The organism is Clostridium algidicarnis (assembly GCF_000703125.1).
GTDB lineage: Bacteria > Bacillota > Clostridia > Clostridiales > Clostridiaceae > Clostridium_L > Clostridium_L algidicarnis.
Genome location: NZ_JNLN01000001.1, coordinates 43,354 through 57,596, shown reverse-complemented (window position 1 = coordinate 57,596; position 14,243 = coordinate 43,354). Strand labels below are relative to the sequence as shown.

General features: G+C 30.7%; 9 protein-coding genes and 1 pseudogene. 8 read left to right on the top strand and 2 right to left on the bottom strand.

Translation table 11 applies throughout. The features are described from left to right. The first annotated feature begins 18 nt into the window (after window positions 1–18). From BV55_RS0100260 to BV55_RS0100250, 3 genes are all read left to right on the top strand, one after another. A complete protein-coding gene (locus BV55_RS0100260; protein ID WP_029450690.1) occupies window positions 19–306 on the top strand; it encodes a putative quinol monooxygenase in 288 nt (95 codons plus the stop codon). 41 nt (window positions 307–347) lie between these two features. Continuing rightward, entirely contained in the window at window positions 348–1,472 is a 1,125-nt protein-coding gene (locus tag BV55_RS0100255) for an NADH-dependent flavin oxidoreductase (protein ID WP_029450689.1), read from the top strand. Between the two features lie 429 nt (window positions 1,473–1,901). After that, window positions 1,902–4,883: a collagenase gene (locus tag BV55_RS0100250; protein ID WP_051652339.1), complete on the top strand. Its 2,982-nt coding sequence runs from the start codon at window positions 1,902–1,904 to the stop codon at window positions 4,881–4,883. Window positions 4,884–5,005: 122 nt separating this feature from the next. On the opposite strand, the pseudogene BV55_RS15200 reads toward BV55_RS0100250, so the two are convergent. After that, window positions 5,006–6,242: pseudogene (locus tag BV55_RS15200) on the bottom strand (IS3 family transposase). A 234-nt stretch (window positions 6,243–6,476) separates the two neighbouring features. Between BV55_RS15200 and BV55_RS0100235 the strand changes: the two are divergent. Then, window positions 6,477–8,483, top strand: coding sequence for a methyl-accepting chemotaxis protein (locus BV55_RS0100235; protein ID WP_029450687.1), 2,007 nt, complete (start codon window positions 6,477–6,479; stop codon window positions 8,481–8,483). 239 nt (window positions 8,484–8,722) lie between these two features. Beyond that, entirely contained in the window at window positions 8,723–9,331 is a 609-nt protein-coding gene (locus BV55_RS0100230) for an acetate uptake transporter (protein ID WP_029450686.1), read from the top strand. 144 nt (window positions 9,332–9,475) lie between these two features. Here the strand turns inward: BV55_RS0100230 and BV55_RS0100225 are convergent, their stop codons facing one another. Next, on the bottom strand, window positions 9,476–11,527 hold the full coding sequence (locus BV55_RS0100225) for a bifunctional metallophosphatase/5'-nucleotidase (RefSeq protein WP_242850826.1): 2,052 nt from the start codon (window positions 11,525–11,527) through the stop codon (window positions 9,476–9,478). Window positions 11,528–11,814: 287 nt separating this feature from the next. On the opposite strand from BV55_RS0100225, the gene BV55_RS0100220 reads away from it, so the two are divergent. The 3 genes from BV55_RS0100220 (at window position 11,815) to BV55_RS15765 (ending at window position 14,223) form a co-directional block, all read left to right on the top strand. After that, window positions 11,815–13,476, top strand: coding sequence for a M4 family metallopeptidase (locus tag BV55_RS0100220; RefSeq protein ID WP_029450684.1), 1,662 nt, complete (start codon window positions 11,815–11,817; stop codon window positions 13,474–13,476). Between the two features lie 256 nt (window positions 13,477–13,732). Beyond that, window positions 13,733–14,011, top strand: coding sequence for a response regulator (locus BV55_RS15770; protein WP_242850825.1), 279 nt, complete (start codon window positions 13,733–13,735; stop codon window positions 14,009–14,011). Continuing rightward, window positions 13,996–14,223 carry a winged helix-turn-helix domain-containing protein gene (locus tag BV55_RS15765; RefSeq protein ID WP_242850824.1) on the top strand — a complete coding sequence of 76 codons (228 nt, stop codon included), beginning with the start codon at window positions 13,996–13,998 and terminating at the stop codon, window positions 14,221–14,223. The genes BV55_RS15770 and BV55_RS15765 overlap by 16 nt, the downstream gene beginning before the upstream one ends. The last annotated feature ends 20 nt before the right edge of the window (window positions 14,224–14,243 follow it).

Genomic DNA, 14,243 nt, shown 5'->3' with positions numbered 1-14,243 from the left:
TAAAAGGGGTGGAATCATATGATAAAGGTTATAGCAAAAAGTTTTCCAAAAGAAGGTAAAGTAGAAAGTATACTTGAATTATCAAAAGAATTAGTGAAAGAAACATTGAAGGAAAATGGTTGTATAAAGTATGAGATGTATCAAGATATCAAAGATCCGAATGTGTTAATAATGATAGAAGAATGGGAGACTATAGAAGATTTGAATAGTCACATGGCCTCAGAACATTTTAAAAGGATAGTTCCTAAAATAGGTGAATATAGAGAGAAAAATTCAGAAATTAGTGTTTGCAAAAAGTTGATTTAATTATTGTTTAAAAGAAATTAATTTGAAAGAAAGAGATTAAAATGGAATCAAAAAATAATAAGTTATTAGAAAAGAGAATGTTAAATTCAAAGATAAATGTAAGAAATCCTATAGTTATGGCTCCAATGACTACTTTTTCAGGAAATGATGATGGAACAGTTTCAAAGGCAGAATTAGATTATTATAAGGTAAGAGCAAAGAGTGTAGGTATGGTTATTACTGCTACAACTTATGTAATCCCATCAGGTAAGGGTTTTAAAGGGCAATTTGCTGCTTACGATGATAGTTTTTTAGACAGCTTAAAGGAGTTAGCAGAAACTATAAAAAATGAAGGCGCAGTAGCGATTTTGCAAATATTCCATGCGGGTAGAATGGCACTTCCAGATGAAATACCAACAGGTCAAACTATTAGCGCAAGTGCAGTTGCAGCTGAAAGACCAGGGGCTATGACACCAAGAGCTATGACAGAAAAAGAAATTCAAGATATAATTAAAGCCTTTGGTAAAACAACAGAATTAGCTATAAAAGCAGGGTTTGATGGAGTAGAAGTTCATGGTGCCAACACCTATTTATTACAACAATTCTTCTCTCCTCACTCTAATCGTAGAGAAGATAATTGGGGAGGAAGTTTAGAAAGACGAATGAACTTCCCACTAGCTGTTATAGAAGAAGTTAAAAAGGTTGTAAAAGAAAAGGCAGGAGATGACTTCATAGTAGGTTATCGTTTCTCACCAGAGGAAATTGAAAACCCAGGTATAACACTTGAAGATACACTTTCATTCATCGATGTATTATCCGACAAAGGGTTAAGTTACTTACATGCTTCACTATCAGATTTTTGGCAAGGATCTATGAGAGATAAATCAAAGGCAGAATCTATCATAACTAAAATATTAAATCAAATTCATGGTAGAGTACCTCTTATAGGTGTTGGATCCATATACACAGCAGATGATGCAATAAAAGCATTGGACGCAGGAGTGGAATTTTTATCTCTTGGTAGAGAGATAATTATGGAACCAGATTGGATGAGAAAAGTTGAAATGGGTAAGAGCTCAGAAATACGTACTAACTTAAAGAAAAGTGATAGAGAATTATTAAAAATACCAGAACCACTTTGGAATGCGATTATGAATACACAAGGTTGGTTCCCAATTGTAGAATAATTTAAGTATAGTGCCAGCAAGGTCAAAAAAACTAAAAGACTTTGCTGGCACTTTTTATTTTGAATATCTTTACAAAGCTTGGATTTGAATCAAAGGGATTCTTGTTGTTTTTCTATAAAGAACATAAGTCTTCACTAAATTATTTTCTTGATTAATACCTTTGATAAAACAATATAGATAATGTTAACAATATATTATATTAATCAATATAAAGTAATAATACATGATAATAACAAGATAAGGCAATATTATGTATTAATAAGTCTACAATATAATTTTATATTGAATAGTATCAAAAAATAAATAGAAAAGTGTGAATAAAAATGCTTGACTAACAAAAATTAACATGATATCCTTAAATAAGGAATAGTGAGAATATTCTAAAAGATTGCCAGGGATAAGAAAATAAAAAAGAAGGAGTGCTGATTTATGAAAAAAAGATTACTTTCAGCTCTTGTTTCAGCAGCATTAGTTATCCAAATGTCCACAGGACTTAATTTACAAACTAGAAAGGTATATGCTTCTCCATCAAATCACTTATTAGCGGATAAAGACTTAAAGATTTTATCAAATGACGTTAACTTAAAAAACACACAAAGAGAATTAGAAATGTCGAAGCAAAACCAAGTATTATTACCTATAGACATGTTACTAGAAAATTCAGAGGAACCAGAATCTAAATTACCAGAAAAAAGTTTAGAAAGAAATTTAGATAGAAATGAAGAGGTTGGAAGAGACTATTCTTTTAGTGAACTAAATTCCCTTAATTATGACACATTAGTAAATACTTTAGCCACAATTCAATGGGAACAGATCCCCGGGTTATTCGAAAAAGGTGCGGGATCTACACAGTTTTTTGGTAACAAAGATAGGGTACAAGCTATCATAAATGGACTGTATACAAGAGGAAGTCAGTTTACAGAAGATGATGATAAAGGAATTCCTACATTAGTAGAGGTTTTAAGGGCAGGATATTATTTGGGCTTTTACAATTCTGAACTTTCTTATTTAAATACAAGAGAATATAAAGATAAATGTATTCCAGCTTTAAAGCAAATAGTTGCTAATCCAAACTTTAAATTAGGAACTAAAGTACAAGATGAAGTGGTGAATTCTGCAGGTGCTCTTATAGGAAATGCATCCTCGGATGCTGAACTTGTGGCTAGCTTTACACCTGTTATGAATCAGTTTAATAAAAACTTATTAGAAAATGCTAAGATTAAAAGTAAAGGTAAGGCTATTTATAGTATTTTAAGAGGCGTTGAATATGATTTAGGTTCTTATATTCGATATGAAAACAAAGGAGTGGATCCATTAAAAACCAAGTGGGGTGGAAAAATTGATGGATTTATTAATGAAATAGAAAAGATTGCTTTAGAAACACAAATAAATGATGATACAGGCTGGCTTGTTAACAACGGGATATTTACAATTGCAACCCTTGGGAAATTTCACTCAAATCCTAAAAAAGGTGTAGAAACAATTACAAAAGCATTGAAATTACAAGAATATCTAGGAGAACAATTTTTTGAAGCTGTGAATGGTATAAATAACGAGTATAAAGGCATTGACGCAGATGGAAATATACTTGATATGGAAAAGATAAGAACAGAAGGGGAAAGTAAGTACTATCCAAAAACATATAAATTTGATAATAACAAAGTTGTAATAAGAGCTGGAGCAGCTGTTACAGAAGAAAAGGTAAAGAGATTATATTGGGCATCAAAAGAAGTAAGTGCACAATATTTTAGAAATATTGGAAAGGATCAAGCTTTAGAGGACGGTAATGCAGATGAAATTCTTAGCATTGTTATTTATAATAGCCCAAGAGAGTATAGAATGAACTATGCACTTAATGGACTTAATACTGAAAATGGTGGAATGTATATTGAACAAGACGGGACTTTCTATACCTATGAAAGAACTGAAGAAGAAAGTATATATACTCTAGAAGAGTTATTTAGACATGAATTTACCCATTATCTTCAAGGAAGATATGTAGTTCCTGGTTTATGGGGAGGCTCCATACATGCTAATGATAGATTAACATGGTATGAAGAGGGAGAGGCAGAACTTTATGCTGGATCTTCACGTACAGAAGGTATAAAAACCAGAAAATCAATGGTTTCTAATCTAATGTGGAGACCTATAGAACAAAGATATTCTGTGGCAAAGACTTTAAATTCATCCTATAATGATGGATTCGAGTTCTACTCATATGCATATTATTTAATGAATTACTTTATAAATCATGATTTTGAAAAATATTCTAAACTAAAAGATTATTTAATGAAAAATGATATTAGAGGCTTTGATCAGTATGTACAAACATTGAAGAATGATTATAATTTAAATCAAAGATATCAAGAGTTTATGGGCAAGTTATATAATGACTACGATAAGTTTACAATCCCACTAGTATCTGATGATTACATTAAAGAACATTCAAATAGATCATTACAGGAAGTTAAAAGAGATATAGAAAGTTTAGGTGGAATAAAAAATATTAAGGCTACAGAAAGTAAGTCCCAATTTTTCAATACATTTGAGGTTAGAGGAACTTACACAGGAGAATACTATTATGGAGAGCTTATAGATATTCAAAAGATGTCGGAAGTTGCTAATAATTACTTAAAAGCTTTAGATGAAAAGGGATGGAGTGGTTACAAAACAACTACAAGTTACTTTGTTAACTGGAGACTTGATGAAAATTACCACTATCAATTTGATATTGTATTTAGAGGATATTTATCAGAGAATAATGGAAGTGTTGAACCATCAAAACCGGTAGCAGAAATTAATGGACCTTACTCAGGAGAAACAGGAAAAGCTATTAGTTTTTCTAGTGAAGGATCAAAAACTGAAAATGGAAATATTGTTAAATACGAATGGAATTTTGGTGACAATGAAACAAGTAATCAAAAGGATCCTACTCATGTGTATAGAAATGAAGGGGAATACACTGTAACATTAAAAATAGTGGATGCTATGGGAATGGAAGCTGTTAACACAGCAAAAGTAAGCGTAAAGAAAAGCCCTAATAACCCAAATCCAGGACCTTTATCAAATGAAATAGAGCCTAATAATGATTTTGAAAATGCAAATGGGCCTGTTTTAAATAAAGCAAGTATAAAAGGCTCAGTTGAAAATGGAGATGAAGATTTTTTCTATTTTAATGTAGATGAAAAGTCAAAGATAAAAATATCTTTGAATAAATTACAAAATGATAATTTAACTTATCTATTGTATAAAGAAGGAGACCTAGTAAATTATATAAGTTATCCAAAATATGTAAATGAAGATGCATCTTACAGCGAAGAAACTTTAGAGAAAGGTAAATATTATATCCTTATTTATTCTGGAAATGACAAGAAGGCAAATTATGATTTGACATGGGAAAAGATTAAGTAAAACTAATAATTATATAAAAATAAATTTATAAATTAAGAACACCTAATAAAAATTGCTTTATGATGTGACCCCATTAAGTTAGACTTTATTGCGTAGTAGTTTTTAACTGCTATGCAATAATTTTATGCAGCTAAGTGGCTAAGTCTGTATTCTACAGGACTCATCCATCCTAGTTTCTCTTTAATTCGTTTCTCGTTATAATACTTTATGTATTTGTCTATTGTCTCTTTCAGTTCCTCATAGCTATAATAAACCACACCATAATACATTTCTTGTTTCATAATTCCAAAGAAGTTTTCCATTACTGAATTATCATGGCAGTTTCCTTTCCGGGACATACTTTGGAATATTTTATTTTCATTCAGATTATAACTATAAGCCTTCATTTGGTAAGCCCATCCTTGATCTGAATGAAATGTGCGCCTGTATTTACAATCGCTTGTAATTTTTATGGCTTCATTTAAAGCATTCATTATATTCTCAGCAGATGGTCGTTGCGAAATAGCATAGCTAATTATTTCTCTATTGTACATATCCATAAATGGATCCAGATAGAGCTTCTTGATGATCATTCTTCATTTGTCATCTATATCATAATACTTAAATTCAGAGGTGTCTGTTGTAATCTTTTGGTGTTGAATATGAGTATCAAATCTCCTGTGAATTCTATTCGGAGCAACCTTGCCCACCTTGCCTTTATAAGAACTGTATTTACGGCTTTTTCTGGTAAACGAAGAAACTTGTAGCCCAAGCTTTTGAACAACTCTTTGAACACGTTTTTTATTTACAATGAGTCCCTGTTTTCTTAATTCTCCATAAATCCGACGATAACCAAAATCTTTGTTTTCTTTTCTAATTTCAAGGATTCTTTGCTCAAGATCTTCATTTGGATTTTCTCTATCAAAGCGTTTTTGCCAGTACATATATGTTGCTTTAGGAAAACCTGTGAATGCGAGAATATCTTTCAGTTTGAAATCTCCGCGGAGGCTGTGGATGATTCTCGCTTTTTTTTCAGAAGAGTTTCCTCCTCTAAACGCAGCCTCCTCAGTTCTTTTAAATAGGAATTCTCTATTCTTAACTTGAGATTTTCATCTTCAAGTTGTTTTAAATACTCTGAATTATTGCTTACATTTTCAATATTTGTGAGTTTACTTTCCTTTGGCTTAGACACTTTGGAACGGCGCCCCTTTCTTTTGGGTCGTAAAGCATCAGGACCAGCAATTCTAAAATCGTTTACCCATTTCATAACATCTCGAGAAGATTTTACACCATACTTATTTGCTAAAAAGTTTTTCCCCCTTCACCATTCATGTATGAATTTACAATTCTTTTCTTGAATTCATAATCATATTTTGCCATAAAAAGCCGACCTCCAATTGCTAGATTTTTAGGTCTAACTTTTAGGGGTCGGCTCACCTAGAGATGGGTGCCTTTTTCTTTTAGTGTTTAATTTAAATTTAATAATGAAATGTTTATGAATATACAAATAAGTAAAAAAATTGTTGATAACGATTAAAGAAAGGGTTAAAATTGAGATTAATATATAAATAAAGAGTGAACAAATTAAAATAAGATTAGAAAGAAGGTAATAAAGTGAATTCTATTAAAGGTAAGATAATAAGCATTTCCTTAATCATATCCGTAAGTTTTATCGTTTTAGTATCAGGAATGGGTTATAGGACATCTAAAAATAACATTAAAAAAGAAACATTATCAAAAATTCAGTTTCAAGCAGATACTTATTCCATTAATTTTGATGGCTGGTTAAATACTCAGGGAAAGGTTGTGGATGAGCTTAGTAGTGATTTGGAAAAGATGGAGGGTTACAACAATGAAATTTTAACATCTTTTTTAAATAATAAAATTGATAATAATAAGGGGTTTTCAGCTCTTTATATTGGATTTAAAGACAAACAGGTTATATTTAATTCCTCAACAAATATACCAGAAGATTATGATCCCACACAAAGGGAGTGGTATAAACAGGCCTTAAAGGAAGACAAGCTTATATTTACAGCACCGTACATAGATGCTTTTAGTGATAATATGGTAGTAACTATTGCAAAGCCTGTAAGGGATAATGGAATAGTAATTGGGGTTGCAGCAGCAGATGTTTTTGTGGATTATTTAGTGAATTTGACTAAAGATGCAAATGCAGGTGAAGATTCTTATGCATTTCTTTTAGATGATAATAGAAATTATGTAGTTCACCCTAATGAGGAATTTAAACCAACGGAAAAAGGTAGTATAAGTTTTGAAAAGGTACTAAATGATAGATTTAGTCATATAGCCGAACAATTTAATGAGGATAATACATTAAATCTTGTACAAGATTATGATGATACTAATAAATATTTTGTAACTTCTAAAGTTAAAAGTTCAAATTGGATATTTGGATTTGCAGTGCCTGAAACCTACATAATGGCGCCCATTAAAGATCTTTTACATAAACTTATTATTTTAACAGTATTAAGTATTGTTATAATGAGTGGTTTATTATCTATTGTTTTAATTAAAATATTTAAGCCTTTTGGAGCAATAGTTAATAATATAGAAAAATTTGCAACAGGGGATTTTTCATCTGAGGATCTAAAAATAAACATAAAAAGTAAGGATGAAATAGGAAAGATAAATAATTCATTATATAAAATGCAAAAACAATTAACCTCATTAATAAAAGAAATAATGGATAATTCACAAAACCTTAGTGCATCTTCACAAGAACTTTTGGCTACGGTAGAACAATTATCTTTAAAAGCAGAAACTATTGATGATGCAGTAGGTGTTATTTCAGATGGTATGCAAGAATCAAGTGCAACTACAGAGGAAATAAGTGCGTCAATGGAGGAAGTAGATTCAAGTATAAATATATTATCTTCAAAAGCTATGGAAGGAAGTAATAATTCAAATGAATTTAAATTGAGAGCTACCTCTGTTAAAAATAATAGTGAAAAAGCTATTCAAGAAACTAAAAATCTATATGCTGAAAAACAAAGAAATATGGAAGTTGCTATAGAAGAGGGAAGAGTAGTAGATAGCATAAAAGTTATGGCAGATACTATAGGCAGTATAGCTGAACAAACTAACTTATTAGCATTAAATGCTGCAATAGAAGCTGCAAGAGCTGGAGAACAAGGAAAAGGTTTTGCAGTAGTAGCAGAGGAAGTAAGGACACTAGCGGAACAATCATCGCAATCAGTAATAAATATTCAAGATACTATTTTAAAAGTTCAACAGGCTTTTAAAAGAAGTATTGATACAGGGAAAGATATATTAGAATTTATAAATACGAATGTAAACGAGCAATTTAATGGTTATAAGGAGACTGGAAATCAGTATTATAATGATGCTGATTTCGTAACTAAGATGTCAGAAGAAATAGCAGCAATGTCAGAAGAAATCACAGCAACAGTTGGGCAAGTAAGTGAGGCAGTTGAAAATATGGCAAATGCTTCTCAAGGATCTAGTGAAAAAGCAGAAACCATAAAAGAAAGCATGAATGAAACCACAATGGCTATAAAGCAAGTAGCTAAGACAGCTGAAATGCAAACAAGTCTTTCAGAGAAGCTTAATGAAATGGTGCAAAAGTTTAAAATTTAAAATTAATTTAAGGATTTAATTTAGTGTAAACTAAAATATTCAGATGGATCCAAAATTCGCAAAAGAATATAGATTACCCATTGACATTGCACGAAATTTATAATAAATTATAGAGGCATTTGTTTTATACGTTATTTTTATTTAATAAGAGGATTTTAATGCTTTAATTTATTATATTTTAAATGGTAGGATAACAATGTATATAACTTATGTAATTTACTAGTACATAGGGGGAAAAAATGAATAATGATAATAAGGTACAGATAGTTACAGCAGATCCATCTGCACTAGGTTTATTTGGTCTTGCAGTTATAACTTTAGTGGCATCTTCCCAAAAGCTTGGATTTACACAAGATGTTTCTTTTGTTTTACCTTGGGCAATATTTTTAGGGGCCTTTGCTCAATTACTTGCAAGTATAAATGATTTTAAACATAACAATACTTTTGGTGCTACGGCATTTGCAGCTTATGCATTCTTTTGGTTTGCTATGGGATTTACATGGCTTATACAAAATGGGGTTTTCGGCGCAGAGCTTGCATCTAAGGCTGATCCTAAGCAACTAGGGTTTGCATTTTTGTCATATTTAATATTTACTGCATTTATGACTATAGGAGCAATGGAGACTCATAAGGTTTTATTCCTTATATTTGTAGGCATTGACTTCTTATTTTTAGGACTTACATTAAGTTCATTTGGAATAATGAAAGAGTTTTCACATAGTATGGCGGCTTATGCAGAATTTACAATAGCAATATTATCTTTTTACGGAAGTGCTGCAGCGTTATTAAACACTCATTTTGGTAAGGTGTTTTTACCAGTGGGTAAGCCTTTTGGAATATTTAAATAAGGTGATTTTAAGTCTAATGTAGGATTTTAATATTACAATACGGAAATTGTGGTATAAAAAAGGTACTCTATAATTAATTATGGAGTACCTTTTTTCATCACTTTTTATATTGCTATTTTTTTATAAGCCTTAATATTAAAAGAATTATTTACCTCTTTTTAGTATCGAGACACCTGTAGCGGTTAATGATAGACCTAAGATGATTATAAGGGATAATCCTATAGGAGATCCTGTCTTAGGTAAGGCACTATAATTTATATTAGTTTTTGAAGAATCATTTGAAGGCTCTGAAGATTCCACCTTGTCGTTATTATTATCAAAAGTAATAGGTAACTCATTATCATCTTCATTTTTAGTATAAAGGTTATCTAATTCTTCTTTTGGAATATCATTTATATTTATAGAAGCAACATTTGTATATTTTCCATCTTCACTAGTTGGAACACTTAATAATCCTTTTTGTACTAGCTTTGTTACAAGATCATATTCTTTAGAAAGTTTATCTATACCTAAAAGTGACCAATTTTCAGCTACATGGCCATTTAGTATACCACCTTTAACATTCATTATATAATCTATAGAACGATTTCTTATGGTTCCAGCATCTTCGCCATATTCATCTTTAGAGGACCACAATTTTTTGATATTAGATCTTCCTTCTAGGGCTCCACCTTTTGATAACAATTGATCCATACGGTAGGAATTAAGACCTAATTTAAGGGTATCACTATCTTTGATTTCTTTTCCATCTATATAAGTTAAATTAACTATTCTATTTCCAGTAGGTTTTGATAGATCAATATTGTAGTTTATTCCACCAAAGATGTCATTAGTGCTGTACTTTGAATTTCTTCTAGAAGGGTTAAAGCTTGGAGTGATATCACCTTCTTTAAGTTGATTAAAGTAGGCAGCTGACCATTCCATGTAATCTTTAAGGTCTTTTCCTGTAACTTCATATACTGTAGTTTCACCACCAGTATATCTATAGTTAAAGGCTATATCCTTTTTCTTTATAGGTCCTACACTTAATTTTGCTCTTTCATTTTCTATGCCTATAGCTACTGCATCAGCCTTACTATAGTATAATTGAACTTCATTAAAAAATGTAGTAAGAGCTGTTGGTGTTATTTGAATTTCAGGTATACCTTTAATTTGCTCATCAGGTACTAAAGGCATAACTTTAAGCTCACCAATAACCTTGTTTGCTTCATCTCTTAAAGCGTTATGGAAAGGTTGTAATTTATCTTCAAGCTCTTTATCTGATTTATATTTTGATACATCTATAACAGTGGATTTCTTATCTTTAACAACATATTTATTATTTTCCTTTTTAAAGGTTAAATCTACCTTAGATAAACGTTCTCCGTATTTTGAAGGTTCTGTTACAAGTACTCCGTTTATAAGTTTTCCATCGATTTGTTTATGCATATGAGCTGCAAATATAACGGAAAGTTCAGGCACAGCATTAGCTAAGTCAGTTACACCAGTATTTGCAATTTCATTTTCATTATCTTCGCCCATGTGAATAAGTCCAACCATCACATCTACTTTTCCTTCAAGTTCTTTTACTACCTTTTTAGTTTCTTCTACAGGATCTGTAGTATGAACACCTTTTAAATGATCAGTTCCAGCTTCAAACTTTTCAATAAGCGGGGTCGTCATACCTATAACTCCTATTTTTATACCATTTCTTTCAACTATAGAGTAAGCAGGCATAAATCTAGTTCCGTCTTCATTATATAAGTTACCTACAATAGCTTGTCCAGTTTTAAATTGATTAGTTACATTCTGTAGGGTATCTAATCCAAAGTTAAATTCATGATTACCCATGGCCCAAACGTCATAATTTAAATAATTCATAGCAGTCACCATAGGCTGTTCAGCACCTTTATTAAAAGTTTCTACAGAATTATCCTGAATGGCATCGCCTGCATCTACTAATATAACATTAGGATTTTTAGAGCGTACATCCTTCACTATAGAAGATATTTGTGTCATGCTTCCTTTGGTATTAGATTCGTCTGCTGAATAGTCCCAAGGCATGAATCTTCCATGTACATCAGAACTTTGTAAAATGGTAATGGTTACATCCTCACTAATAGTTTCAGCTTTTGCTGATTTTAAATTAAATGAAGTAACAGTAGACAGGGATAAGGAAAGGGTTACAAAAAGGCTCAATAATTTTTTGTTATTCAATTTTTTTATCCTCCTTTATGATATACAATTTTGTCACTATAATTATACTTCAAATAAATTTAAATGCAAAATAAAATTAGAAAAGGTTGTCTTTAAATAAAAATCACCTAAATTTTTTGCATTTAAGAGAGCGAAATTAAATATGTTGTTTTCTAACACTATCTAACTTGATTTTTAGATATTCTTTTAACAGAAAAAAGAAAGTAATTGATTTAAAATAAGCATGAATATACATGAAACATAAATATACATACAACATATAATGAAAATAATAGTGAGGTGATATTGTGAAAAAGAGAATCTTAGTGATTTTGACTGCGTTTTTAGTTGCAACTATGGTACCCGTACAAATATCTTATGGAGTTGATTTAGACTCAACATTAAAAGGGAAAGAAGAAATCTTAAAGCAATTCGAGGAACTAAGTAAAGGAGAAGAAAAAGTATATTTACAAAAAGATAATGGTATTCAAATCTTTATAAAAGGAACCTTGTCTGAGGATTTAACTCCATCTGCTGACAAAGTTATTGAATTTATGAATAATAATAATAAGCTTTTTGAAATCTCTAATGAATATAATGATTTTTCATTGAAGGAAGTAGAGAAGGATGAGCTTGGATTTACCCATGTATCTTTAGAACAAGTTTTTGATGGTAAAAAGATATATGGAAAAAATGTTAAAGCACATTTTAATGATAATGGGGAATTAATAACAATAACAGGTACTCTTGAGAATAGAATTGATTCCATAGAGAAGGAGAATAGTAACCCTATAGATTCAGAAGAAGCTATAGAAATAGCTAAAAATTCTAAGGAATTTTATGAATTAAGTGAAGAGGTTGTAGCGGAAAATTATATTTATTATAAAGATTCTAAGGCTTATGAGGTTTATAAAGTTAATATAGTTTATGACATGCCTACTTTTGGAAGCTGGGATATATTTGTAGATGTTTATAGTGGAGAGATTATAGAATGTAAGAACCTTATAAGAGAAGATAATGTTGCAGGTTCTGGTATTGCTGTAAACGGAGATGAAAGAAGTTTAAACCTTTATAAATCAGGTATAAAACATTATCTTCAAGATAGAACAAAAAATATGGGTGGATATATTAGCACCTATACAGCTAATTATAGAAATACCACAAATGGATCTTTAATTTATAATGAAACTAACACTATCAATGATCCATCAGCGGTAAGTGCCCACAGTTATGCAGGAGTTGTATATGATTTTTATAAAAATATGTTTAACAGAAATAGTATAGATAATAAAGGAATGTCAATAAATTCAGTAGCACATTATGGATCCGCTTATAATAATGCTTTTTGGAATGGTTATAAGATGGTTTATGGTGATGGAGATGGTAGATTATTTGCACCACTTTCAGGAGATTTAGATGTAGTAGCACATGAAATGACTCACGGTGTAACAACTCATACTTGTAATTTAAATTATGAGAATCAATCAGGTGCTCTTAATGAATCTATGTCAGATATATTTGGAGTTTTAACTCAGACTTATGATAAATATAATGTTGATAATGGTGGGACATGGGAGTTCAATTCTGGTGATTGGGTGGTTGGAGACGAAATTTATACGCCAAGCGTACCAGGAGATGCTCTAAGAAGTTTAGTAAATCCAACCTTATACAATCAACCAGATCATATGAATAATTATAGAAATCTACCAAATACAAAAGCGGGAGATTATGGTGGAGTTCATATTAATTCAGGTATTCCAAATAAGGCTGGATATTTAGTAGCTCAAAGCATTGGATGTGAAAAGACATCTAGAATTTATTACAGAGCTTTAACAGTATATTTTAACTCTACTACTAATTTTGTACAAGCAAAACTTGGACTAGTTCAAGCTGCACAAGATTTATATGGAGCTAATTCAGCAGAAGCAAAAGCAGTAATAGATGCATATACAACTGTTGGAATTAATTAAGATATTATAGAGGAATAGGATAATAAGAGGCTGCCTCAAAACAAAATTTTGGCACAGCCTCTTTATTTTATCTCTGATCCATAAATGCATGTGATTTTCACTGTAACACCAGCATACTTATTATGTATTTTAAAAATCTGCTTTCACTATTCCAAACTATGTCTATGATGGGTATTTGGATACAATACTATATGTTTCTGAAAAAATCATCCTATAAGTTTTAATAATAGAAGATGATTTTAAATTAAGAAAATATATGAAAGAATATTTAGAAGCCTATGGCTATGAAATTATAGTTTTAGATGAGTTCGAAAATTTACTAAAGGATATAAATATGATAGAACCTGAACTTATTATTTTAGATATTAACCTTCCAATCTTCGATGGTTTTTATTTTTTTGAAATCATTAGAAATAAGTCTAATGTACCATCAATAATTGTATCAGCTAGGTGTGAGGAAGGTGAACAAATTAGAGAGATGAGTCTTGGGCTGATGATTATATTACTAAGCCTTTTAGCATGGGTATATTTTTAGCAAAGATAAATGCTGTACTTAGAAGAACAAATAATGGATGTACACATGAGGATATTCATATTGAAGGCTTAAGCTTGGTTGAAAATAGTATGAGACTACAATTTGAAGAAAAGATTGTAGACCTTAGCAAAAATGAATATAAGGTATTAAAGCTGCTTATGAGTAATTGTGGGAAAGTTATTACTAGGGAGGAATTGATTGAGGCACTATGAGATAATACTACTTTTGTTGA

Coding starts and splice junctions, on each gene's coding strand:
- BV55_RS0100250 (WP_051652339.1), top strand. CDS start 1,902: ATGAAAAAAAGATTACTTTCAGCTCTTGTTTCAGCAGCATTAGTTATC.
- BV55_RS0100255 (WP_029450689.1), top strand. CDS start 348: ATGGAATCAAAAAATAATAAGTTATTAGAAAAGAGAATGTTAAATTCA.
- BV55_RS0100230 (WP_029450686.1), top strand. CDS start 8,723: ATGAATAATGATAATAAGGTACAGATAGTTACAGCAGATCCATCTGCA.
- BV55_RS15765 (WP_242850824.1), top strand. CDS start 13,996: ATGGGTATATTTTTAGCAAAGATAAATGCTGTACTTAGAAGAACAAAT.
- BV55_RS15770 (WP_242850825.1), top strand. CDS start 13,733: ATGAAAGAATATTTAGAAGCCTATGGCTATGAAATTATAGTTTTAGAT.
- BV55_RS0100260 (WP_029450690.1), top strand. CDS start 19: ATGATAAAGGTTATAGCAAAAAGTTTTCCAAAAGAAGGTAAAGTAGAA.